Origin of the sequence: Nostoc sp. CCY 9925, assembly GCF_963920935.1 — a bacterium.
Taxonomy (GTDB): Bacteria; Cyanobacteriota; Cyanobacteriia; order Cyanobacteriales; family Nostocaceae; genus Nostoc.
This window is the reverse complement of record NZ_CAWUDO010000054.1, coordinates 16,574-40,108: the sequence shown is the minus strand read 5'-3', so window position 1 is coordinate 40,108 and position 23,535 is coordinate 16,574. Positions and strand designations below refer to the sequence as shown.

Genomic DNA, 23,535 nt, shown 5'->3' with positions numbered 1-23,535 from the left:
TAGTCACTGGTCATTAGTCACTGGTCATTGGTCATTAGTCATTGGTCATTAGTGAATAACAAAGGACAAAGGACAATCGACAAAGGACAAATGACTAATGACTAATTTTCAAACCAACTAGCACGCCAGGCAGCTTCGGCTTCAGCAACTGCCCTTTCTCGAAGTTTCTTTTGATACTCTCGTTCTAGCTTGTTTAGCTGAACTAAGATACCGCGGATCTGTCTGCGTTCAGATGAGAGTGTAGGGTCAGCAAATTCAATTTCCCCTAGTCGCAAATTAATAGCCATAATCTGCGTCAGACTAGAATCTTCTGACTGCTGCTCATTTTCAATTTCAATTATTAAGTTTAATAAGTTGGGTGGCCCTGGCATTACCTCGGCAGATGCTTCTGATGCAGCCGCAGCCGCAGCTGCTAAAATCGGTTCTGGTAATTTTTTGGGTAATATCGCGGCTTTTTGTAATAAAAGATTTGCATCATGGGAAACTTTTTTCAGTATCTCTTGGGTAACCTCCTCTAAGTTCTGTTGCCATTTTGCCAGTTCTATAGGACTAGAGGTATCAGGAGTAAAAGGCTGAAGGCCAGAGACACCAAGAAACACAGCAGATGAAGAAGATGTTACCCTCCCATCTCCCTCATCTCCCTCATCTTCCCCAACTTCGTCATCTCCCTCATCTTCCCCAACTTCGTCATCTCCCTCATCTTCCCCAACTTCCTCATTTTTAATATAAGTAACCAACTGCTCAGCGGCCACTTGACCTAACTTACGAATAGCTTGTTGCAATTGTTGGCGCTGATTCAATGACAAATGGAGGAAGTTTTCGGGATAGCCTTGAGTACAAAGGTGGTAAGTAGCTAGAATCAACTGTTTTTGTACAGCTAGTCCCAAGGTGGCTAGATAACTAGCATAAGCGGTTTGTAGTTCTAGTGCGATCGCTCCAATCGCTTCTTTGAGTGCTGCAATATCCCGCTCAATTCGCTCGATTGCTCTTGCCATAACTTCTCGTTCTTACCCATATCAACCATTAAATAGTACAAATGCACTTATTTATTTTAGGATAACTGTCCCAAGGATTTTAAATTTTGAATTATATGCGAAATTTCGCTACTTTTTCGCTACTTTATTAATAAAATACAGGTCAGGCTATTGGCTTGACCTGTCTTTAAAGAAGTTAGGAGTTATGAATTGTGAAGCCAACTCCTAACTTTTGTAGAGACGCGATTAATCGCTTCTCTACTTAGTTCCCATTTGTGCAGCGACTTCTTCAGCGAAGTTACTTTCTTGCTTTTCAATGCCTTCGCCCAATACATAGCGGACAAAGCGATTTACTTGGATGTCTTCGCCTACTTGCCCCTTGACTTGCTTCAATAATTCTTCTACAGAAATACTTTGATCCCGAATATAAGGTTGATCTAGCAAAGTCAATTCTTTGAGGCGTTTGTCAATCCGTCCCTGAACAATCTTTTCTTTAATGTTATCTGGCTTGTTTGCCAAATCATCCTTGCCCATTTCAATATCTTTTTCCTTTTGAGCTACTTCAGCAGGAATTTGATCTAGGCTGACATACTCGACATTGGGGCAGGCTGCAACTTGCATAGCTGCGTTCCGCGCCAAGCTTTGGAACTCTTCTTTGGCAGCAGCTGAATCTGTTTGAGAACCCAACTCTACTAACACACCAACTCGACCGCCAGTGTGAATGTAGCTGTCCACGATACCTTGCGTGCCTTCTGCTAGTCCAAAAGTGATAAACCGACGCAGTTGGATGTTTTCGCCAAGCGTGGCAATAGTTTGCTTGATGAATTCATCTACAGTCACGCTTTCATTTTCAATGTAGGGTTGAGCTAACAAGGACTCAACACTGTCAGCTGTTGCTGCTTGCTTGGCTAGGTTCTTCACCAAAGCTTTAAAAGCTTCGTTACGAGCCACAAAATCTGTTTGGCAATTGACTTCTATGAGTACACCCACCCGGCCACCAGGTTGAATGTAGGTGTCTACTAGACCTTCTGCCGCAATGCGATCGCTTTTTTTCCCTGCCGAAGTAATCCCCTTTTTCCGTAGCCAGTCTGCGGCTTCTTCTATGTTGCCATCAGTTTCTTTCAGGGCCTTTTTGCAGTCCATCATGCCAGCACCAGTTTTTTGGCGTAGCTCTTGGACGAGTTTTGCAGATATTTCCGCCATGTTCCCTCAATTCCTAACTTGACCTCGAATTGTAATCGCTCACCTAACTTAGTACTGAGTCACCGAAGTTCAAAGCGGCTTGAGCCGCTCTAACTTCTGGCTGAATTTTGAGTGTTCAGTTATCAATTTTGAGTTGCCAACTCACAATTGATAACTTCAAAAATCAAGACTCAGCACTATCCAAATTTGCCGAGTATTTCTATCTTACTCAGCAGTTTAGCCGAACCATCAAGCACTATTCTTCTTCTTCTTCGTCATCAGGAATCAAGGTCTCAGTGTAGTCACCTTCCTCGTACTCTTCGTCATACTCAGTACCATCGTAATCTTCGTAATCCTCTTCGGCATCGAGTTGACCGTGACGACCTTCATAAATGGCATCTGCCAATTTTCCAACTATCAGCTTAATCGATCTGATAGCATCGTCGTTTGCTGGTATTGGGATATCAACTACATCCGGGTCGCAGTTTGTATCCAACATGGACACAATGGGAATGTTGAGTTTTTGGCATTCTTGAACAGCGTTATATTCCCGACGTTGGTCTACAATCACCACGATATCGGGGACTTTTCGCATTGTTTTAATACCACCCAGGTATTTTTGCAGCTTCGCCATTTCGCGACGCAGCATCGACGCTTCTTTTTTCGGCAATAAATCCAGTGCGCCAGTTTCTTCGCGCCGTTCCAAATCTTTAAGGCGGTCTACCCGTGTTTTAATGGTTGCCCAGTTGGTCAACATTCCGCCCAACCAGCGCTGGTTAATGTAATGCGAACCGCAACGGCTGGCTTCTTGGGCAATAATTCCAGCAGCTTGGCGCTTAGTGCCCACGAAAAGAAATTTCTTTCCTTGCTCTGCTTGCGATCGCATGTAACTATAAGCGTCTTCCATCAACTGGGCAGTCTGCACCAAGTCGATGATATGTACACCATTGCGGGAAGTGTAAATGTAAGGAGACATTTTTGGGTTCCAACGCCGGGTCTGATGCCCAAAGTGAACCCCTGACTCCATCATTTGAGCCAATGAAACGACTGGCATATATTTTTTAACTCCGATTCGGGTTAAACCTCCATCCAAGCGTATTTCCCAATTGAGAAACACCCGAATTCTTAGATGTGCGAGATTAGTTAGCCATACTAGGTTAGCATATTTGCTAAATTTAGGGCATTGGGCATTGGGCATCGGAAGAGGACAAGGGAGAATAATTTTAACTCCTCACCGGAGTTTCGGAGTCTCCGGCTCAGCTGAACAGTCAACAGTCAGCACTCCCTGTTTGGCCCATGCCCCATACCCAATTATGCAAACTCGATAGTCTCAACAAACTCTAAAATATTTTCCTTGATATATTCGGCTTCTTCTTCGATGGAATCCGGTGTTTCGCCGTTGAGAATGCTGTGCTGGCTGCTAACTATATATAAAAATTCACCACTGATAAAAGTCAGTAGCCCTCGATACGCATCTAGTCTGACGGCAGTTCCATTATTTTCTTGTTTGGAAATAGTCGAACCTTTGGGCATATCAAGTAATACGTAGTAAGCTCCTGACAAAGTATCTTCTAAATATTCAGTATATTCTACAGTAGCATCAGGTACGTTTGCTAAAATTGCTTGGGGCACGTACTTCTCTACTAAGATTGATTGTAAATATTTTTGTTGTCCAATAGATTCCAGTTCCTCTAACTGTTCTAGGGGGAAAGGATAATAGTCAATTCTCAGCAAAGTACCGATGTCATCGGAAAAGCCCACTACTCCTTCCTGACTTTGAATTCTACCGCCGTTTTCGGGATCGACTGGAACCGATACTGTAAAATTCCCTAAGGGAGATTTATAAGTCTGTTGAGTATATTCTTCTATAACTACTGTTTCATCTTCGTCATCTGCAAATTCTTCCTCTTCTGCTTCTTCAAAGGCTGCAATTACCTCCTTAATGATTTCGTCTGCTTCTTCATCTTCAAGTTCCAAGGATGTTTGTAGCTTTTTGAGGTACGCTTGTTTCTGTTTGGGAATGGCAAGTTCATCGTCTAAAAGCACTATCACCCCGGCGGCGAAACCATCGAGTACTAATTCATCAGAGAGAGAAATTTTAGCGGTATTAAATAAAGCACCAAGTCCTTCGTCTTCTGCAATACCAATGAGTCGGTCTACGATTTCGACAATTTCATCTTCTGAGTATTCCTCAAAGACCTCGAATTCCCAGAGGATACCTGCTAGGCTTTCTGCATCAACATCTTCAATGGATAAATCAGCGATCGCTGTTACAGTTGCGATCGCGGCTACGGCTTCTTCTGGACTCAGCGATTCCTCTGAAGTCTCGGATGAGTTAAAAATCTTGTCATATTTGCTCATAATTTTACCAGGATCAATTGCTTTATAGTAATAACAGTTTGAAAGTGACAATGGTCAGTTTAGCAATGGAGTGAATCTCCAAAAGAAAAAGTTTGGTAATACGTAAATTACAACAATGTAGAATTGGAGATTTCTGATTAAAAGTCTTTACCAAAAGGCTGTTGAGTGTAATTTCCATAAAGTCGATGGTGAGACAATCCCACTACCAAGGATGAAAAATATTTCTTCCTCCCTTACTCCCTTTTTCATTCCTCATCCTGATTCGCTACATACAGGAAGCGTTCGGCAATGTTTTCGTAAAAACTTGCATCGAACCAGTAACCTTGGTGTCCTTGGTCACCCCAAGATGCTTGATATTTCATTTCAACGTTATCCAGGTTTTCATAGTAATCTAGGTGACCGCTGATTGGATCTTTGAGATGGTAGTAATTGACCCAATGAACTTGATCTAGTTTGCATTCAACTGGACTTTTGATTGAGTATTGATTTTTTTGTGCAAATTCTGGTTTCACACGAAAGGAGTTGAGGTGTTCTAAAATCCGCTGTCTGATATACTGTCCCTCCTGTGCTACCTCTCGGAAGAAAAAGGCAATTTTATCTAGTGGTGAACCAAAGGTAATTAACCCTTTAATCTTATCCAATAAAAGATTTTGATTCTTGTCTGGAGAAAGACTTGTTTCAACACAGAGAAGGTTTAATGTGTCGTAAGCGATACAGCTACCAAGAGAATGTCCAGCTATTATTACTTGGTTGTAATCTGCTTGTTTATCTTTAAGAATTGCTTTCAATAATGTTAAGGATTCCCTCAGTATTTGCTGACGAATTATTTTATAGGGCGATTTTTGGTCGGTGATAGTGTAGATAGTAATATCACCAATAAAATTAACCAAAGGTGGAGTTACAAGTTGTTTACTTAACTGCCAAGCTGACTGTAGAAAACGACCTTTAAGAAATGGCCCTGCCAAAAATAGAATTAACCAAACCCCCATTCGTAATACTGGATATAAAAAATTAAATATCCGCAGCAATATAGTGAGCGATCGCAGGCGATATGTAAAAAAACTTTTTCTATTTCTGTTAGCCAAAAGGCTATCTAATAAAGGTTGGTTTTCCTTACGGTTATAAAACTTAATTGTGCCATCAAGTGTTTGTTCTGCCCATTGTAATATCTCAGGTACAGTGATTTTATTTTCTGTATAAGCTGACCAGTAGTACTCGTGAATATCAATTAGCCAATCTTCATTGCTGTCAGTTGATTTCAATCTGACAAAGCTTTCTGTCCAAATAGAGCCTGTTGATAGTCTGCGTTTAGCAATTAGATGTTCTAGTTTGAAAGCTAAATTTTGCTTATCGAAGTATTGAAGAAAATTATGGGTGAAAAAGTCTACAGTTTCCAAAGGATTTTGTTCACCAATACCGTGGATAAATAAAAATGCTGTGCGACCTTTGAGCAATCTCACCTTTTTTTGTTTATCTGTCATAGATGATTCCCATTTTGATAGTAAATACTTGAGTTTTTCTAGTTATCATCGGCTATCTATTGCCACTATAATTAGTGTTTTCAGAATTCTCAGAGAACAGAAGTTATATGTTTTCGATTAATCTTATTTACTTTATTACTTTATTAAAAAACATCGAAGATAATTAGTTATTTTTTAAACAATTAATTTCACTTAATTTATGTGTGAAGCTCAACAAGTATGTAACAGAATGTGTCTACTTTACTTAAATACAAGCCAGTCCCAGTATTTACCGTGAGTTTTTCACTATGCTATTGATAGTATTAATTTTTGTTAAGAAGTAATGAACGTTAATAGCTGCTATATTCCTTTGTTTTTATCCTCTAGCAGATGAATTATATCTATCGATAGAATTATAAACTAGCTAGCGATAGATACCTACACCGTAGGCAGGATGTCACAATACCGACGTTTGCAGTTACACAAGATATTCAAAACACCTACTGGAATTACGTGAAATTTTGAGTTTTTTATGGTAAAAACACCTCCATCCCAATTCTCACCAGACCAATACAAAGTTGATTCAGCAACAGAAAAAGTAGAAGCTTTGATACAAGCGCCTCCTTCAGATACTGAGATCGATCTAGACTTTCTGTACACTAGGGATATTGAATTTCGTCAGGAGACAATCTACTTTCTTGTGGTCGATCGCTTTTATGATGGCGATCCAAATAACAGCGAAGGTGCAAACTCAGAACTCTACGATCCAACTAGGCAAGATTGGGGTAAGTACTGGGGTGGCGACTTACAAGGTGTGATTGACAAATTGGATTATCTCAAAAACATGGGAGTTACCGCCGTTTGGTTAACTCCGCTGTTTGAGCAAGTAGAAGAGTTATTTGTTGGTAATGCAGCGCTACATGGTTATTGGACAAAAGACTTTAAGCGAATTAATCCTCGGTATATTGCTGACGGAGAAAACCCTTCTTTAAACGCTACTCAAGAAGAAAAAAATACCACCTTCGATCGCTTAATTACCGAACTGCACAAGCGCAACATGAAGCTGGTATTAGATATTGTCTGCAACCATAGCAGTCCTGATACCAGCGGTAGCAAAGGTGAATTGTATGATGATGGCGTCAAAATTGCCGATTTCAATGATGATGTCAATCACTGGTATCACCACTATGGCGAAGTGCAAAACTGGGAAGACGATTGGCAAGTGCAAAACTGTGAATTAGCTGGCCTAGCAACCTTCAATGAAAACAATACTCAATACAGAGAGTATATAAAGTCAGCAATTAAACAATGGCTAGACCGGGGTGTAGATGCCCTGCGGGTGGATACTGTCAAGCATATGCCGATTTGGTTTTGGCAAGAATTCACTGGCGACATTACCAATCACAAGCCAGATGTATTTATTTTCGGTGAGTGGATTTATAGTAATCCTAGCGACGATCGCTCAGTGGAATTTGCCAATCACTCAGGCATGACCATGCTAGACTTTGGGCTATGCGTGGCGATTCGGGCAGCACTGGCGCAAGGTTCCGAAAATGGATTTCACACGATTCAATATATTTTTGACCAAGACCATCGCTACAGTGGGGCTACAGAGCTAGTCACCTTCATCGATAACCACGATATGCCCCGCTTCCAATCGCTGAACCCCGATCCAGCGATGCTGAAGGTGGCGATCGCCTTGATTATGACATGTCGCGGAATACCGTGTATATATTACGGCACAGAACAATATCTGCACAACGACACTGATGGCGGTAACGATCCATACAATCGCCCAATAATGGAAAGTTGGGATACGGATACAGAAATATACCGTTACATCAGGTTATTGTCTGGCTTACGGCGACTCAATCCCGCAGTCTCAATGGGTAGCCACTGGCAAAAATACTTAACACCAGACGTTTATTGTTACGTCCGCCGCTATCGCGATTCCCTGTGTTTTGTAGCTTTAAACCGGGGAGGAGAAGTTACTCTACCAGAAGTAGACACAGAATTACCTGATGGCGAACATACTTGCGTCGTGACTCGCAACAAGTATGAGGTGAAAGATGGTAAAATTTACGACTTGGTACTCGAAGAACGGGGAGTGATTGTTTTCAGCCACGTTGGAGAACGGATTAAAGCGCAAACCATAGTTCGCGTACAACTCAATGGCGTGCAAACTCAGCCTGGTGAAACCATTGTTGTGACTGGAGACTGTCCAGAGTTAGGCAACTGGGATATCAGCAAAGCCTATCCGTTGGAATACATCAATACCAATACTTGGTCTGCGGAGATTCCCTTTAATGAGAGTACAGGTAAGTTGATTGCTTATAAATATGCCATGTGGCGGCAAGGGCAATCGCCTCTGCGGGAAAATCTCGTTAACCGCCGTTGGGTAATTGCCAAAGAAGGTACTGTTAAATGGCGTGATACCTGGGCTTCCGGACGGGAATCGTAGAATGGGGCATGGGGAAGAGGCAGAGGGGTAGGGGGTAGGGTGCAGTGGAGAAGATCCTCTCTCTATGCTCTCCTGCCTTCTGACACTTCCTACTAACTTGTTAAACTAACGTGAGTTCGATAGCTTATATCCCAATACGGTTGAGTTAAGGCTAAAACCTTTTGCCAAAGTCATTTTTTTTAATGAACCACACAGGCGCAGAGGGCACACAGAGAAGAAAGAAATGCTTAACTGAACTGTATTGGCTTATATCCTAAGGTCAATCAAAAAACCTCTCCCTAGTTTTACTACGCAAAACCGTCCCTCTCCGATTCACATAGGGACAGACTTAAACTTTAGTTCAAGGCAGGGAGAGGTTCGTCGAACTCACGTTAAACTAAATCGCTCGGTTTTGAACCAGAAGTATAATATTTTGCTACGAATTATGAATTGAAACTGGCTGGTGTAAAATTATCATCTGTGGCTTAATTTTTTTAGATACAGATTTCAGATTTTAGTGGTAACAGGCTAATCACGATGACAAATAGACCTCCTTCCGAACCTGAGTCATCCCAAAGAACTGCCCTTGGCTTTGATGAATTTATAGCCATTCTGGTTGCCTTCACCACTATCGGAGCAATTCTTTTTTGGTCATTGTCCCGCAGAAATTCTAGCTGGAATTTTAACGGGTTGCTGTCACCTTCTTCCACTCCGTCTGGTAGCGCTTACCCTGATAAAGTATTGCCCTCCCCTACTCCTAAAGTAGAATCAAATACAGTTCCAAAATTCGACTCACCTCCACCTGAGGCTGTTGAACCCAAGAGACCTTCATTGCCGACTAATAGGGCAACTCCTTCGCCTGAACTTTTACCACCAGTTGAGGTAACGCCGACTCAATCTCCACAACCACAGACGCCTGTATCCTCTTCAGTAGGGCTTGAGTCATCAATTACATCATCAGCGTTACCTTTAGTAACTCCAGCAAAACAAAAATCTATTATTCCGCCGCCAATTGCATTTAACGATGTGCCTAATAACTTTTGGGGTCGCCGTTTTATAGATGTTCTTTCTTCTCGTGGTATTCTCAAGGGGTTTCCTGATTATTCTTTTAGACCAAATCAGCCTGTAAACCGCGCTGAATTTGCTGCCATACTGGAAAAAGCCTTTGACCAACAGCTGTCTAAGAGTGCGATCGCATTTCAAGATGTACCACCAAAATTTTGGGCAAATCCAGCAATTAACCAAGCCATCACTAGCGGATTTCTCAAAGGCTACCCCAAAAATACCTTCAAGCCACAAGAAAATATTTCACGAGTACAAGTTTTAGTTGCCCTTGCTAGTGGGTTGAATTTGAAAACACCTACTTCACCGAATCAGATTTTAAGTATTTATAAAGATGCTAAAGATATTCCGCCATATGCTAGGAGTAAAATAGCTGCTGCTACAACTAATGGACTCGTGGTTAACTATCCAAGCCCACAAATACTTGCTCCTAACAAAGTAGCGACTCGTGGTGAACTGGCGGCAATGATTCATCAAGCTTTAGTCAAACAAGGCAAATTGAAGGGTATTTCATCTGAAAATATTGTGCGAGCGCCGAATATATCTCCAGAAGTATCACCGACTCCAAAACGCAACCCAAAGGTTAACTTATCAGCAGGCGGCTCATCTCAATAAATATCGGGTTTACTTAGATCAAAACTTCTCCTATGGAAGACGCTACGCCTAGCAAAACCGCCACGGGTGGGTAGACACTCACAATAGCGCGTGATTTGGAATTAGAGCATTGGCGTAGCGTCTTGGCAGGAGAAGCAATAGTTCAGATATTAAGCTTCTGGAACTTGTTTACCAACAACTTGTGATTTAAGAGTAGTGATTTCACTAGTTAACTCTTTCCTAGTTGAGGCTTTGAGTAAATAGCGGTAAACAAACCAAACAGAGTAACCAATACCAATCAACTCAAAAGTAGGAGCTACCAAGGGAATATCATTCAAAGCATCTAATACTGCCAAGAGTACTTTAACTCCAACAATTGCTCCCACAATTAGACCAACACTAACTAGGGGCTGCTTATATTGATTAAAGAAGTTTCCGACATATTCTGGCAATGATGCTAAAAAGCTAGAAATTTGTTCGCCATATTTTAGCCATTCATCTTGGGGCTGCGCGGGAGGCTGGAGTTTGGTAATGGTTCCCGTTTGGCTGTTGATTTCTGGCACTGTAGCCTCTTTGGATGTGGTTTCTGTAAATTCTTGTTCTGGCATTTTCACTCCCATAAATTTGACAGTTGAGTTTTTCTAATCTAGATAATTACAACCAAAAGGCTGTTGATTAGGTAATGGACGAGTTCACCACTACAATTGGGTCAAGGGCAGAAAACGGTTTTAGTATCCTATAACCATAATTGCCCGGTAATATCTACTGCATCAACTACAAGGTAGAAAGTCAGTAGGAGGATAGAACTCACAAGTCAGCAAAATGTATTATAATCAGCTTCCTGAGTTGTATTTTTTGTCATTAACTAAAATCCTCAGGTTGTAGATTATCCGATTTCGTGTCATTTGCTCATAATCGTACTAAATCTAGGTACAAATCATGCAAAAATTAATCCACCTCTCATTTATATAAGCTTAAAAGCCGATTTTATACGATATTAAAGCTATCTTAAGGCGGGATGGTTAATAAACGCATTGGTATTGATATTAATACGTAATATCAGTTTTTCTGTGTTCACATATACTTGACTTTAAGACAATTTTATGGTATTCAAACTGAGGATTGGGGATTAGGTACTGGGAAATCTTCCTAATCTCTAGTCCCCAATTCCCAGTCCCCAGCATAAGCTTATCCTAATTAATTGGTAACTAATGATTTGCTCTTGCTATAAAAGAGGATAATCTAGATGTTAATCACCAGTTGAAGTGTTTGCACAAGCTAGACTGATTTGGTGATGTTTGCGGGAAGGCAAGGAGGTTTGAGAAATGCCGACTCAAAAGCCAACCCCTATTGACAGCAGTTCAGAAAGCAAAAAAGTGTCAGCGTCAGAGCCATCAACAGACGAACTCCCGACCATAGAATTTCCCTCGCGAGGGAAACTCAAAGCCAGTTCTTGGCGCATCCATCAAAAAATTGGCTATGGCTACTTTGTAGCTATTGGAATTGGCTTTTTTGGTTCACTGACTGGGTTGGTAATTGCCAACTATTACCGAGGAAGGGAAGTAAGGCAATTAAATCAAGCCCATGAACAAGGACAACTACTGAGTAATTATAAAGATGCAGTAGTAGGGGCACAATTGCATAGTTCTAACTTAGTTGCTGTGTTGGAAAATTCACAAAGTTTGCAAAGCAAAAAAGCTGATTTTCTGAAAAGTTTTGAAAAAGCTAAGCAACTAGAGTCAGAAATTAACGGGTTTATCGATAGTAAGCCTAAGAGATTAGCCGCAACAAGTTCTACTTTACAAACGTTATTGCAGGATTATAAAACTAATTTAAAAGCTTATGTTGACCAAATAGAGGCGGTTTTAGAAAAAATTGACTCTCAGCCAGTAAAGCCTCAGGAGATTTCCTTAGTCCGATCGCAGTTATTAGAAATAATGCGTAGTGATACAGCTGTGCGGCTAGATCAGCTTTCGCAAAATTTGACTAATATCCTACAAACTGCTGAAGATCAAGAGCAAGAAAGGCAAAAATCTGTTGAGCAGGCAAGAATAGTAGAGCGATTCATTGTGATTGCGAGTATGCTGGTTTCCGTGGCGATCGCAGCTATTGTAGCTTGGCGGACTAGTCGAGCGATCGCTGAACCAGTAATCGTTGTTACCCAAGTGGCTGAGCAAGTGGCGAGGAAATCTAATTTTGATTTGCGAGCTCCCATCACCACCGAAGATGAAATTGGTCTACTCGCCAAATCTCTGAATCGTTTGATTGAGGGAGTTTCTGAGCGAACTAAAGAATTACAACAAGCTAAAGAATTAGCTGAAGCTGCTAGCAAGGCAAAAAGCATATTTTTGGCAAATGTCAGCCACGAGTTACGTACACCGTTAAATGCTGTGATTGGCTTGAGCCAGCTTCTAGAAGACGATGCTACCGATCTTGGTTTATCGCCAGACTTTATCACAGACTTAGAAACAATTAACTCTGCTGGTAAACATCTACTGCATTTGATTAACGAAATCCTCGACTTGTCAAAAATTGAAGCGGGGAAAATGACTCTCTATCCAGAGACATTCGAGATTGCGACGCTGATTCATAACGTCGTCCTCACAGTCAAACCAGCTATAGAAAAAAATGCCAATGTCTTAGAAGTGGATTTGGATGAGCAACTTGGCACTATGTACGCCGATCAAACTCGGATGCGTCAAGTGTTATTAAACTTACTCAGCAACGCGGGCAAATTCACGACAAACGGCAAGGTGACTCTGACAGTCAGAAGAGAAAAGGACGATTTTAGACTAGAAGCTCCTTTAGGGAGCATTACTTTTACGGTGAGAGACACAGGCATAGGTATGTCTCACCGTCAACAGCAGCAGTTATTTCAACCTTTTACACAAGGGGATACATCGACTACGAAAAGATACGGTGGTACAGGACTGGGTTTGGCAATTAGCCGTCACTTTTGCCAGATGATGGGTGGTGAAATTATTGTCAACAGTCAGTCGGGAGTTGGTTCTACTTTCACCATTCGTCTGCCAATGACTGTGCAGGACTAAAGTAGGTAGCCAGCAGTAGAATGCGCGTTACGTTTGTAACCTAATAATCGTCTAAGGTGGTGCATTATGCTGCTACCGCTGTCTTTGGACATAAAACGTCAACCAGAGGCAGGCAAAAAGCTATTAAATAAGCAAAATGTCAGTAGCCATAGCAAATACGGTTGCTGTAACACTTGTGAGCAAGTCATAAGTGTTACAGAGTAATACTTATTTGGGAATACTTTTATTTATAGGAGTGATAAGGAAAGCGATCGCGCTAACACTTTTAATTCAAATGTACTACATTACCTTACAATCACTCCCATTCTACGAAAAAATTGTATCCATACTCACTAATCTACCAGGAGCAACCAAGATGGGATTCACTGAAGATATTGCTAAGGTGTCTGAACAAGTGCGTAAGCGAGCTGACCAAGTTGTTGGCGAAGAAGCTACTAAGATGGCACTAATTGTTCCTTTTTTGAATGCTCTTGGCTACGATGTCTACGATCCTAGTGAAGTCATGCCAGAATATGTAGCAGATTTTGCTACTAGAAAAGCAGGACAGTTTGAAAAGGTAGATTACGCCTTAGCTATCAACGGTACTATAGTTATGCTCGTAGAGGCAAAAGCCCGTGGACAAAAAGCTGAAGCACATGATGGGCAACTCAGCCGCTATTTTAATGGGCTTGTGACAGCAAAAGTAGCTATTGTAACCAATGGGATAGATTACCGTTTCTTTACAGACTTGCGTGAGAAAAATATGATGGACAAGGAGCCATTTTTTACTTTTAACATTCTTGAATATGATTCCAAAGATATTGATAACCTGAAATTCTTTCACCGTGATAATTTTGATATCACGGCTATTACTAGCCATGCAGAAGAAATGGTTTATGTAAAAGGTATGACTCAACTTGTAGGTAATCTTTTACGTTCTCCTTCTGAAGAATTTATTCGGTTCTTAGTTGCTGAACTTCGCGCTTCTGCCCCTAAATATGAATTTCCAGGTAATATTAATACTAGAATTATTAACAAATTTAATCCAATCATTAAAAAATCGATCCAGGCAAGTTTACTAGACTTAATGACAAGCTCACTTAGCCGAGAAATGTCTCAACCTGTCAAAGTTGAAGTAGAACCAGAAATTGAAGAAGAGGAACAAACCCAAGATCCTCAAGAATCAAGGATAGTAACAACGGCTGAAGAAATCGAAGCATTTGAAAAAATTAAATCAATTACGCAAACTTCAAAGAGCTATAGTTTTGAACTTAAATACAAGGATACTACTTCGTACTTTGGCATCCATCTTGGCAAAACTACCTGGTGGTTTCTGCGACTGTATTTGTCTTCGCAGAAAAAAAGTTTTATTACTCGGTTAAGTGTAGATGAAGTAAAATCTCTAGCTCCAAATTTTGAAGTACAGGAAGTAACCGCCTCACTGGGAGATGCAGCATCAAAAGTAATTATTTCGTCGGTGAGTGATTTCGATAAGCTTACATCACTGATTCTCAGATGTTACGAAGCAGAAGCAGCTAAGCATCAAGTATTTGCAACAAATGTAATCAGGATGGAAAAATCAGCATAACTCAAAATATTTACTGCAAAATTAAATCTGATTTTCGCCTGCTAGCAAATGAGGCGAAGAATTAAATGCAAACAGGTAAGCATAAAAAAAGTGGTTCTGCAATCAACAGAACCACTAAAGCTTTCGCAAAACTGTTATGACTTAACGAACTGCGCCTTGAGCAGAAGCAGCATCAATGGGTTTCATCAAGTACAGCCGTAACAACTGCCAGCCAGTGGAGATGTAAACCGGCAGTTTTTGGAAGAATTGCAGAAATTTGGGAGTATTAGAGTTAGCGATCGCACTCAGTTTCTCATTATTGCTGATACAAGTATCCAACCGTTGATAAAACTCTGGATTTTCCACATCCAGCATCAACGGGAACACTCTACCTGCCGTTTCGTTGGTCTTTTTAATTACATGGATGTCATATTCTCGCGCATCCAGTCCAAGGGTGGCATAAAAGTCCTTGCGTTGGATGTCATTGAGATACATTGTTGCAAACACTGACAACAAGAAGAACCGACTCCATAGCCGTGCCTTCCAATCATTGAGCATTTGCGGTTGGGATTTCATCACCGCATCGAAGAAATCACCATGACGGTTTTCATCTTGACACCAGTTTTCAAAGAACCGGAAAATCGGATAAATCCGGTCTTCGGGATGTGCTTCTAAATGGCGATAAATCGTGATGTAGCGCCAATAACCAATCTTCTCAGAAAGATAAGTAGCGTAGAAGATAAATTTTGGCTTAAAGAAGGTATAATCACGGCTCTTAGTCAAAAACCCTAAATCTAGGGACAGATTAAAGTCCGACATAGCTTTATTTAAAAAGCCAGCGTGACGTGCTTCATCCCGTGACATCAGGTTAAAGCACTCTGCCAAGACGGGGCTTTTGTCTTTCAAGCGACGGCCGAGTTCTTTATACAGCAAAAATCCGGAAAACTCTGCTGTACAGGAACGTTCTAGAAATTCAACAAACAACCGACGAGTGTCTCCATCAATATGATCCCAGGATTGTTCAAACTCGGCATCCCGAACAAAGTGATGGCGGTTATAGTCAGCGCGAAACTCGTCGAGAATGGCTCTTAACTCGTCTTCGTTGACAGAAATATCCATCCGCGCCATTTCATCAAAATCGGTAGTATAAAACCGAGGTGTTAACAGGGTTTCTTTCGCGGGGACTTTAATTCCTGGCCGTATTTCTTCAAAGCCTGGTTTTTTGAGGGAATCTACCATGTCTTGATTGCAATGAGTGTCTTTATTATCTTGAGTACACCAGAAAGCCAAGGATAATGCTCTGGCAAAGCTCAACAGCCGACAAATAATTCATTTGTATAAAGTTCAGTCTACCAAGGTGCGGGGGAGAAACAAGTAAGCAAAACATTAAGAGTTGCAACAATAATCCAATTTTGGCGGAATCGACAATGGGCGATCGGTAGTCAAATTAACATCGGCAAACTGAGATCTTACACCCAGTCTCGGCAATTATAAATTGCGGTTCATGTTGTACACAAACTCTTTTTCGGTCTGCAAAGTCAAGCAATTTGAAACCTGTCGAGGTAGATTTTCTCCGTATAGTCCAGCTAGTGCGTTGACGTTCAGTTCTCCGACTTCAAAAAACTGGTGTGGGACTTGGAGTAACTTAGTACTATTACAGTCATTTTCTGTGGTTCTGACTACAATAAATAAAGCGGTCTGATCAATAAGTTGCTCATCTGAAAATTAATAATCTATGACTGGCACGATTACCGAATACTTATTATGACTCTACTCCAGAGCTTGCACCATTATTAATAAGCGTAGACAAGGCACTCCCCACTACAGAAAATCAGGGTTTAAGCGGATAGTCAGCAGTGCCAAACTAGAAAAATTGTCATCAAATATCATCAAATATCATCAAATAACTGGTGCAAGATATCAGCCTAGCTATGCATACTGTTCTCAAATAAAACAGTATGGAAAAACCATTTTAGACAACAAGAGCAAATCCAAAGGGTTGACAACAAGATGAATCCTGAAAACAATCAGCATAAAGACCGACTTCTTGTCTCTTACATCTTGTGTGGAGTCGGATTTTTTGGCTTAGGGGGACTACACCGCTTATACAATGGCAAGATCGGCACAGGATTGTTATGGCTGTGTACTTTTGGTTTATTTTACATCGGGCAGGCTGTGGATTTGCTTCTCGTCCCTGGTATGGTTGACGAATACGAAACCAACCTGAAACTAAAAGCAGGTGTATCGCCATTTGGTGTACCTTTAAATCAGCCTGCGGCGATCGCTACTCAAGTTCACCCTCCAACTGGTAATCAACTGATGATTAAACTCATTGAAGTGGCGGAAAGCAAGGGTGGCTATCTCACTGTCACTCAAGGGGTAAAAAGCACGGGAGCCAGCTTCGCTGAAGTAGAAAAAGCTCTCAAAGAAATGTATAAATCAGGTTATGTAAAAATTGATAACGACCCCATTACTGGAGCCGTTACCTATCATTTCCATGAACTTTAATTGTTTTTTGTCATTAGTCCTTTGTCATTAGTCCTTTGTCTGAAATACTGATGACCAATGACCAATGACCAATGACCAATGACTAATTTCTACCTAGCCACTTTTGACCGTCTAAACGCTGCACTAGACCGAATACCAATAGGTCTAGTGTAGTTTTGCGCTCATCAATTAAGAATGACTCAAGAGTGCTGGGTTTTTTGCCTTCATTACAAGAAAAACCCTTTTTCCCTTGAATATCTTCTTCGGGAAAATACAAATTAAAATTGTACAGACCGTTTTGCAAACTGCCGATAACTTGCCATGATTCGTCAGCCGATTCAAAGCCTTTGATTGGCACTTTTTGCTTAGCAAAAGCCACTTTTAAATCTTGCACACCTTGTTGAGCGATCGCTTTTTGTAAAGCTGGCAAGTAGTCTTGCTCAATAAACTCTACAAATGGTTTATCTTCAACAGATGGGGCTTTTTCCTTTTTGGCGGCTTTGGCTGCGGCCGCTGGTTTTTCTTCTCCTGCGGCGGCGGCGGGTTTTTCTCGCTTGGGTGATGCCGCAGCTGGTTTAGCAGCATTAGGGTTCTCTTCGGGGTTTGCGGCTTTAGGATCTGGCGCGTTGGCAGTAGGGATGTCTGTCGCTTCGGGTGAGTTTGTACTAGGAGCATGTTCTTCGGCGACACTGGGAGCCTGCTTGTCAACAGTGCTGGGAGCTACTTCTCCCGCTTCATTGTGATTAGTTTCTTCTGCCATTACTCAGGTCAATCCTTTACTCTTGCTTTAGGAGCGATCGCTCACCTTGAGATATCGGGTATTTTCATTTTGACATACTAGTGCAGCTGTCAAGAGTGCGGAGTGTGGGAAGGCAGGGGAGCAGGGAGCAGAGGGGATCTTCTCCCCTGCTCCCTGCCCCTCGGCCTCTTCTCCATACCCAATGCCCAATCCTCTTCAAATCCCCTTAAATCCCATATTAGTTTCTACCTGTTGTTGTGTTTGCATAGAATTTACTTTGGCGGAGGCAATTTTGCTATGGGTCTTACGCCTAATGCCAAGATGGCTAAGGATTATGCCTACTAAAATCAAGCTACCGCCAATATATTGAGCTAAGGTAGGAACTTCGCCCAAAATTAAATAGGCTGCTAAGATGCCTGCAATTGGGCCAAATGAGCCAACTAAGGAAGCCATTGATACAGTGGAAGTTTTTAAGCCTTTAATCCAGAATGACTGACCCACTACTACAATCAACCCACCATATAAAAACATCCACTGCCAGAGAAATGGTGAGAGGACATCAGCAAAATGCTCCTTACCATAGAGTATCAAAGCAATAAAGAAAAAGATTACAGTTCCTATTGCAGTGCGAAAGATACTATAGATTCCTACTGGTATCTGCGAAAGCTGTTTTTTGCTAATAATTGTGGAAGCGGATATGGCCACCGATCCTGCTACTGCCAAAAGTTCTCCTATACCTAAACTCAAACCTCCCATATTCATCATCGCTTCTTGTGGGGGTTGGAGGATAATAGTTAGGATAACGCCAACAAAGGCGGCGATCGCTCCTGCAATTTCCCAAAGATGTACCCGTTCGCTCAATAACCAAATCGATAAAGCCAGAGTTAACGGTGGTTCCAAGCGTCCAACTAAGATGATATTATTCACCCCTGTAAGTGCCAGTGCTTGGAAAATTAACCCAGGGGCGAGCGCTCCTGAGAGGATAGCTACGGCTGTTAGACTGACCCAATCCTTCTGGGAAAGCTGCTTCAAAGTCGTTTTGTTCCACTGTCGCCCATAAATTAGAATTAGAAGTATCAAGGCACACAGGTTGCCTACAAACAAAACATTACACAAAGAAATCGGATTGCGTAGCTTGCCGCCGTAGGCATCGCCCATAAAATGTTGGGCACCAATTTCTGTAAGCTTGCGGGTGACTGCGCTAGATGCTCCAAAAATTAGCATTGCTAGCCAGAGATATGTTTGTCCGGAAATTTTTATAGGGATGAGGCGAGGTAGTCTTTTGGGTCTAGTCACAATAACATCACCGCAATCAAGGCATTGTTAATTATATTAATTTGTTTTATTTAAGTTAAAAATGAGGTTTTGCTGAAAAAATATTTAAATTAAGCTGTGGCTTGTGAACACCATTCTTTGCTGAAAAAATGCTGAGAATTCACTAAATTTTCTTCAGTCAGAAATTCATGAAACTAGTGCCTTAGTTTCAGTTCTGCTTCAGTCAGAACTGCGATGCTTTGGTTGTTCGGGATAAATCAAAGTTCAGGAGTAACAAATGAAACTTGCCCCACTACTCACAAGTATCGCCTTGGTTGGTTTTTTCACAGTTTGGGATGCGCCACTCAAGGCAATTAATCCTTCATTAGTTCAAGCATCAGCAGCCGAAGAACTCCCTGTCTCACAAAAACTAGACTTGCTAACTAAGAGTAAAGGTCAAATCGGTAGTGGCGATCAACTGCGTCGTTTCTTCTTTGGTGACTTGGAACCAATTGGTATTCAACCAGGTGGAGCAGGCCATGTAGTTAATCTTTATAACAAAGCTAATGATGTTACATTTTCTTACTGTTCAACTTATGATGTAATTGTCGCCGTGAAAAAAGGTAAGGTGACGAAGTTTGATCCCAATGAAGTGAAGTAAGTACAACGGCTTAAATAATTCACGCTATGTCATTGCGAATGGAACGAAGTGAAATGAAGCAATCGCAAGGTTTATGCAGATTTTACATTCCGTTACATAGTTGGGTTTATTTTCACCGACTTACTTAAGTTAAAACGCGATCGCCTGCAAAAATTAAATTATTTATCAACAAGATACCCGACTTTTTTGAAAAGTCGGGTATCTCTAGTATTCGATTCTAGATTTGAGATTCTTATACTTGTATGCTAATAACACAATTGAGTTTTAGTTATTTTAGTCTTATATAAATTTACATTTATTTTAAGTAAAATTTCACAATTTTGCTGTATACAAATAGCATATATCTTTAGTAAAATCTTGACATCAAACTAACCGGAGCGACCGGAGTTGTTATTTACAACAATTTTCAGGTAAATACATCAAGCTGTTAGGATACAGCAATGCTGTGTCCTAATAAAATATGTGCTTTAGCTAAATAAAAACTGTTGTAAAAACTGGAAAACTTAGTATTTGATTTTGAAAATTATTTTTCTAAGTCGTGCAATATGCATCCATGAGCAAAACCAGTGATGACGAATCGTTTTTACAAAACCAAAGTTGGCAGCGTGAGCGACAAATTATAGCACGTTTGTCTTCTTTAAACTATAGAACTGGTGAACTGGGAAGCTATTTGCACAATATTGCCTGCGGAGTCAGCGAATTAATTAGAGTAGATTGGACAGTTGTTACTTTTTGTCAAGAGGGGTTTGAAACTGTTCTAGCGAGTAGTTTGGAAATGGCGGAAGATGCGCCCCGTGTTTATGCTTTGCATGGCCGCCTAATTGCTACAGTTTTGCAAATTGGGCGTACATTAGCAGTTAAAGATGCTGTAACTAATCCAGAGTACGGCAAACCTGCACCTGGTTATCGAGCATATCTGGGGATACCGTTGCAAACTTCTGAAGGCCAAGTATTTGGTACTATTTGTTCTTTTCATCGCCAGCCAAGGGAGTTTTCTGGTGATGAAATCCAAATTGTGGAGTTATTTGCAGAACGAGCAGCTACCGCGATCGATCATTATCATCTTTACCAGCAACAGTGTCAATTTAATCATATCCTGGAGGCTGAAGTACAAAAACGTACGGCAGAATTACGAGCAGCCCAAGCCAAACTAGTAGAACAAGAACGACTGGCAGCTATTGGTGAATTTGCTGCTATTATTGTCCATGAAATTCGTAATCCTTTGACTACAATGATCATGGGATTAAAGTATTTCCGAAAAATCATTCTCGCTGAATCTGCTCAAGAACGATTAGCATTAGCACTGAGCGAAGCTAGTCGTCTAGAACGTCTATTGAGTGAAATTTTACTCTACGCTAAACCCCAAGTTTTGCAACTTTCTGAATTGGACGTAAATGAATTCATTGGTGAGTTACTTTTATCCATGCGTGAAATGCCAGAAGCTGTGGAACGACAAATTGAATTTATTCCAGCATCGTCTCAGATAAAAATTTTAGGGGATAAAGACAAACTTAAACAAGTATTTATTAACATTGTTCGTAATGCTTGTGAGGCAGTAGCACCAGGAGATGTTATCAAGTGGACAGTAGACTTTTGTCATACAGATAAAGTCTGTATTAATGTCCAAAATAATGGCGAACCAATTCCATCAGAAGTTCTCGCTAAGCTTGCTATGCCATTTTTCTCTACAAAACCTTCTGGCACTGGGCTAGGGCTTGCTATTACCAAACGCATAGTCAATGCTCATAATGGAGAACTATTAATTTCTTCTGAAGTGTTAACAGGAACTACTGTGACTGTTCAGTTAGCTGTAGTTAATATTCAGAACTTTTAATTGATAAGCTGTTCAACATCTAGTTTGCATATCTAAATTTAATACAACTCTTGTGGGGAGGGCAAGATGCCATTGGTGTCAAGTTAAGAAAAATAGAATCTTGTCAAGTGGTTAAAGCTCAATAGTTAAACTCAACACAAGGGTGTTGAGAATAGCCATGACAAAGCCACGGAAAAAACAAGGAAATCCAGACTTTCGACATCGGGTAAGTTGCCCTTGGTTAAACCTGTTCGTCAACGGCATCGACGCAACGCCGCAAGGTCGCTTGACATCTCGGCATCTGCTTTCACTTGACACCAATGGCAAGATGCCCACCCCACAAGAGATTCATTTTTTTGAGAATGCAAATTAAAATATTTTTAGCTTACGATAAAAAGCAAATGAGTGTGGAATTCTTGCCTGTGATTTGGACCACATCGATTTTTGGTCACCAGAGGCCTGTAATTAGTCATTAGTCATCTGTATTTACAAAGGACAAATGACTAATGACTAATGACGATTTCGTAAATTTATAGAATGCCCCAGAAGTGTAAAATCCCTTGACCAGAGAATGCTTCAATTAAAACGGCAGCTAAAAAACCAATCATTGCAAAACGACCGTTCCAGTTTTCACTCTGAGGAGTAAAGCCCCAGCGTAAAGCATTAGGATCTTCTGAAACCGAAGGCGTAGTTTTGTTAGCGTTTGACATAATTAACACTCCGAGCTTCTATGTTGTGACAGTTATTACTGCCTGTAAAGTAATGTAACAGATTTTTACGAAATTGCAACATAAACTAAAATTAAATCCGTGGTCTAGTATATATTACGGATACGTAGTTTTTATGGTATGGTGGCGATGCCTACGGCGGCAAGCTACGCTTCAACAAAAAATTACCATAGAGGGCAAAAGATTGCGTGAAAAAACTTATCACAACTTGAAAAGCCTAATTTCCCAATCACTATCTATATAGATAAGTTCCAAAATCAAATATGATTCCTATATAATTTCTAATTATGATTAAAAGCCCTCTCCGATACCCTGGTGGTAAGTCAAAAGCAATAAATCAAATAGTTGAATACTTACCAGATAATTTTTCTGAATTTCGAGAGCCTTTTGTCGGTGGTGGTTCTGTATTTATTTACTTAAAACAAAAATTTCCCGATCTCAAAATTTGGATTAACGATTTAAACCGCGAACTTTTCTTATTCTGGAAATTTGCCCAATTTGATATAGCTCAGTTAGTTAAAGAAATTCGAAAGATTAAAGTCAAATACAGAGATGGTAAATTACTCTTTGCAGAATTGACTAGCGTAGATGTCAACAAGTTATCTGATTTTGAAAGAGCAGTCCGCTTTTTTGTCCTCAATAGAATTACGTTTTCTGGCACTGTAGAATCAGGCGGTTTTTCGCAAGAAGCTTTCCATAAACGTTTTACTGATTCTTCAATAGAACGACTAGAAAAATTAGAAAATATTCTGGCGAAAAATGTAGAAATTACTAATTTAGATTACAGTCATTTATTAAGCCAAGCAGGCGAAAAAGTATTTCTGTTTTTAGATCCGCCATATTTTAATGCCACCAAATCAAAACTATATGGTAAAGACGGTGACTTGCATACCTCATTTCAACATCAAAGATTTGCTGAACTTTTGCAACAATGTGATCATCGCTGGCTAATCACTTACGACAATTCCCCACAAATTCGAGAAAATTTTCAATGGGCTAATATTTCAGAGTGGGAATTGCAATATGGCATGAATAATTACAAGCAGAATGGTGCTGCCAAGGGAAAAGAGTTATTTATTACTAATTACAAACTTCAACTTGATTTGAATAAAAAATTACAAAATCAGAGTCTTATGAATGCAGCTTTGCAGTTAAGCCTCGATCTTTGAGCTGAACTTTGATGA

19 protein-coding genes are annotated in these 23,535 nt (G+C 40.6%); 9 read left to right on the top strand and 10 right to left on the bottom strand.

Going from position 1 to position 23,535, the window contains the following annotated elements:
* Nucleotides 1-101 precede the first annotated feature (101 nt).
* The 5 genes from ACM0OY_RS24095 to ACM0OY_RS24075 all read right to left on the bottom strand — a co-directional run bounded on the left by ACM0OY_RS24095 (nt 102) and on the right by ACM0OY_RS24075 (nt 5,998).
* Nucleotides 102-995 (bottom strand): hypothetical protein, encoded by an 894-nt coding sequence (locus ACM0OY_RS24095; protein WP_414571352.1) that lies wholly within the window; start codon nt 993-995, stop codon nt 102-104.
* A 237-nt stretch (nt 996-1,232) separates the two neighbouring features.
* Nucleotides 1,233-2,177 (bottom strand): translation elongation factor Ts, encoded by a 945-nt coding sequence (gene tsf / locus ACM0OY_RS24090; protein WP_414571351.1) that lies wholly within the window; start codon nt 2,175-2,177, stop codon nt 1,233-1,235.
* Nucleotides 2,178-2,412: 235 nt separating this feature from the next.
* Nucleotides 2,413-3,210, bottom strand: a complete 798-nt coding sequence (gene rpsB / locus ACM0OY_RS24085; RefSeq protein WP_414571373.1) for a 30S ribosomal protein S2 — start codon at nt 3,208-3,210, stop codon at nt 2,413-2,415.
* 257 nt (nt 3,211-3,467) lie between these two features.
* Complete coding sequence (locus tag ACM0OY_RS24080) at nt 3,468-4,517, bottom strand: hypothetical protein (RefSeq protein WP_414571350.1); 1,050 nt, start codon at nt 4,515-4,517, stop codon at nt 3,468-3,470.
* A 245-nt stretch (nt 4,518-4,762) separates the two neighbouring features.
* Complete coding sequence (locus tag ACM0OY_RS24075) at nt 4,763-5,998, bottom strand: hypothetical protein (RefSeq protein ID WP_414571349.1); 1,236 nt, start codon at nt 5,996-5,998, stop codon at nt 4,763-4,765.
* A 511-nt stretch (nt 5,999-6,509) separates the two neighbouring features.
* On the opposite strand from ACM0OY_RS24075, the gene ACM0OY_RS24070 reads away from it, so the two are divergent.
* Nucleotides 6,510-8,438 carry an alpha-amylase family glycosyl hydrolase gene (locus tag ACM0OY_RS24070; RefSeq protein ID WP_414571348.1) on the top strand — a complete coding sequence of 643 codons (1,929 nt, stop codon included), beginning with the start codon at nt 6,510-6,512 and terminating at the stop codon, nt 8,436-8,438.
* Between the two features lie 516 nt (nt 8,439-8,954).
* On the top strand, nt 8,955-10,094 hold the full coding sequence (locus ACM0OY_RS24065) for an S-layer homology domain-containing protein (protein WP_414571347.1): 1,140 nt from the start codon (nt 8,955-8,957) through the stop codon (nt 10,092-10,094).
* Between the two features lie 149 nt (nt 10,095-10,243).
* Here the strand turns inward: ACM0OY_RS24065 and ACM0OY_RS24060 are convergent, their stop codons facing one another.
* Entirely contained in the window at nt 10,244-10,681 is a 438-nt protein-coding gene (locus ACM0OY_RS24060) for a CAAD domain-containing protein (RefSeq protein ID WP_414571346.1), read from the bottom strand.
* Nucleotides 10,682-11,398: 717 nt separating this feature from the next.
* On the opposite strand from ACM0OY_RS24060, the gene ACM0OY_RS24055 reads away from it, so the two are divergent.
* A complete protein-coding gene (locus tag ACM0OY_RS24055; RefSeq protein WP_414571345.1) occupies nt 11,399-13,123 on the top strand; it encodes an ATP-binding protein in 1,725 nt (574 codons plus the stop codon).
* A gap of 355 nt (nt 13,124-13,478) precedes the next feature.
* On the top strand, nt 13,479-14,690 hold the full coding sequence (locus tag ACM0OY_RS24050; protein WP_414571344.1) for a type I restriction endonuclease: 1,212 nt from the start codon (nt 13,479-13,481) through the stop codon (nt 14,688-14,690).
* Nucleotides 14,691-14,831: 141 nt separating this feature from the next.
* On the opposite strand, the gene acsF is transcribed toward ACM0OY_RS24050, so the two are convergent.
* On the bottom strand, nt 14,832-15,908 hold the full coding sequence (gene acsF / locus ACM0OY_RS24045) for a magnesium-protoporphyrin IX monomethyl ester (oxidative) cyclase (RefSeq protein WP_414571343.1): 1,077 nt from the start codon (nt 15,906-15,908) through the stop codon (nt 14,832-14,834).
* Nucleotides 15,909-16,679: 771 nt separating this feature from the next.
* On the opposite strand from acsF, the gene ACM0OY_RS24040 reads away from it, so the two are divergent.
* Complete coding sequence (locus tag ACM0OY_RS24040) at nt 16,680-17,177, top strand: TM2 domain-containing protein (RefSeq protein ID WP_414571342.1); 498 nt, start codon at nt 16,680-16,682, stop codon at nt 17,175-17,177.
* Between the two features lie 82 nt (nt 17,178-17,259).
* Here the strand turns inward: ACM0OY_RS24040 and ACM0OY_RS24035 are convergent, their stop codons facing one another.
* Both ACM0OY_RS24035 and ACM0OY_RS24030 read right to left on the bottom strand, forming a co-directional pair.
* Nucleotides 17,260-17,916: a DUF2996 domain-containing protein gene (locus ACM0OY_RS24035; RefSeq protein ID WP_414571341.1), complete on the bottom strand. Its 657-nt coding sequence runs from the start codon at nt 17,914-17,916 to the stop codon at nt 17,260-17,262.
* A gap of 195 nt (nt 17,917-18,111) precedes the next feature.
* Nucleotides 18,112-19,191, bottom strand: coding sequence for a DMT family transporter (locus ACM0OY_RS24030; RefSeq protein WP_414571340.1), 1,080 nt, complete (start codon nt 19,189-19,191; stop codon nt 18,112-18,114).
* 256 nt (nt 19,192-19,447) lie between these two features.
* On the opposite strand from ACM0OY_RS24030, the gene ACM0OY_RS24025 reads away from it, so the two are divergent.
* From ACM0OY_RS24025 to ACM0OY_RS24015, 3 genes are all read left to right on the top strand, one after another.
* A complete protein-coding gene (locus tag ACM0OY_RS24025; protein ID WP_414571339.1) occupies nt 19,448-19,810 on the top strand; it encodes a hypothetical protein in 363 nt (120 codons plus the stop codon).
* Between the two features lie 553 nt (nt 19,811-20,363).
* Nucleotides 20,364-21,644 carry an ATP-binding protein gene (locus tag ACM0OY_RS24020; RefSeq protein ID WP_414571338.1) on the top strand — a complete coding sequence of 427 codons (1,281 nt, stop codon included), beginning with the start codon at nt 20,364-20,366 and terminating at the stop codon, nt 21,642-21,644.
* A 157-nt stretch (nt 21,645-21,801) separates the two neighbouring features.
* The gene (locus ACM0OY_RS24015) at nt 21,802-21,996 is read left to right on the top strand and encodes a hypothetical protein (RefSeq protein ID WP_414571337.1); all 195 of its coding nucleotides are present in this window, start codon (nt 21,802-21,804) and stop codon (nt 21,994-21,996) included.
* A gap of 157 nt (nt 21,997-22,153) precedes the next feature.
* Here ACM0OY_RS24015 and ACM0OY_RS24010 read toward each other — a convergent pair whose 3' ends face one another.
* Nucleotides 22,154-22,333, bottom strand: coding sequence for a high light inducible protein (locus ACM0OY_RS24010; protein WP_414571336.1), 180 nt, complete (start codon nt 22,331-22,333; stop codon nt 22,154-22,156).
* Nucleotides 22,334-22,638: 305 nt separating this feature from the next.
* Here ACM0OY_RS24010 and ACM0OY_RS24005 point away from each other — a divergent pair, with 305 nt between their 5' ends.
* Nucleotides 22,639-23,520, top strand: a complete 882-nt coding sequence (locus ACM0OY_RS24005) for a DNA adenine methylase (RefSeq protein ID WP_414571335.1) — start codon at nt 22,639-22,641, stop codon at nt 23,518-23,520.
* The last annotated feature ends 15 nt before the right edge of the window (nt 23,521-23,535 follow it).

Coding starts and splice junctions, on each gene's coding strand:
- ACM0OY_RS24095 (WP_414571352.1), bottom strand. CDS start 995: ATGGCAAGAGCAATCGAGCGAATTGAGCGGGATATTGCAGCACTCAAA.
- tsf (WP_414571351.1), bottom strand. CDS start 2,177: ATGGCGGAAATATCTGCAAAACTCGTCCAAGAGCTACGCCAAAAAACT.
- rpsB (WP_414571373.1), bottom strand. CDS start 3,210: ATGCCAGTCGTTTCATTGGCTCAAATGATGGAGTCAGGGGTTCACTTT.
- ACM0OY_RS24080 (WP_414571350.1), bottom strand. CDS start 4,517: ATGAGCAAATATGACAAGATTTTTAACTCATCCGAGACTTCAGAGGAA.
- ACM0OY_RS24075 (WP_414571349.1), bottom strand. CDS start 5,998: ATGACAGATAAACAAAAAAAGGTGAGATTGCTCAAAGGTCGCACAGCA.
- ACM0OY_RS24070 (WP_414571348.1), top strand. CDS start 6,510: ATGGTAAAAACACCTCCATCCCAATTCTCACCAGACCAATACAAAGTT.
- ACM0OY_RS24065 (WP_414571347.1), top strand. CDS start 8,955: ATGACAAATAGACCTCCTTCCGAACCTGAGTCATCCCAAAGAACTGCC.
- ACM0OY_RS24060 (WP_414571346.1), bottom strand. CDS start 10,681: ATGCCAGAACAAGAATTTACAGAAACCACATCCAAAGAGGCTACAGTG.
- ACM0OY_RS24055 (WP_414571345.1), top strand. CDS start 11,399: ATGCCGACTCAAAAGCCAACCCCTATTGACAGCAGTTCAGAAAGCAAA.
- ACM0OY_RS24050 (WP_414571344.1), top strand. CDS start 13,479: ATGGGATTCACTGAAGATATTGCTAAGGTGTCTGAACAAGTGCGTAAG.
- acsF (WP_414571343.1), bottom strand. CDS start 15,908: ATGGTAGATTCCCTCAAAAAACCAGGCTTTGAAGAAATACGGCCAGGA.
- ACM0OY_RS24040 (WP_414571342.1), top strand. CDS start 16,680: ATGAATCCTGAAAACAATCAGCATAAAGACCGACTTCTTGTCTCTTAC.
- ACM0OY_RS24035 (WP_414571341.1), bottom strand. CDS start 17,916: ATGGCAGAAGAAACTAATCACAATGAAGCGGGAGAAGTAGCTCCCAGC.
- ACM0OY_RS24025 (WP_414571339.1), top strand. CDS start 19,448: ATGAAACTTGCCCCACTACTCACAAGTATCGCCTTGGTTGGTTTTTTC.
- ACM0OY_RS24020 (WP_414571338.1), top strand. CDS start 20,364: ATGAGCAAAACCAGTGATGACGAATCGTTTTTACAAAACCAAAGTTGG.
- ACM0OY_RS24015 (WP_414571337.1), top strand. CDS start 21,802: ATGACAAAGCCACGGAAAAAACAAGGAAATCCAGACTTTCGACATCGG.
- ACM0OY_RS24010 (WP_414571336.1), bottom strand. CDS start 22,333: ATGTCAAACGCTAACAAAACTACGCCTTCGGTTTCAGAAGATCCTAAT.
- ACM0OY_RS24005 (WP_414571335.1), top strand. CDS start 22,639: ATGATTAAAAGCCCTCTCCGATACCCTGGTGGTAAGTCAAAAGCAATA.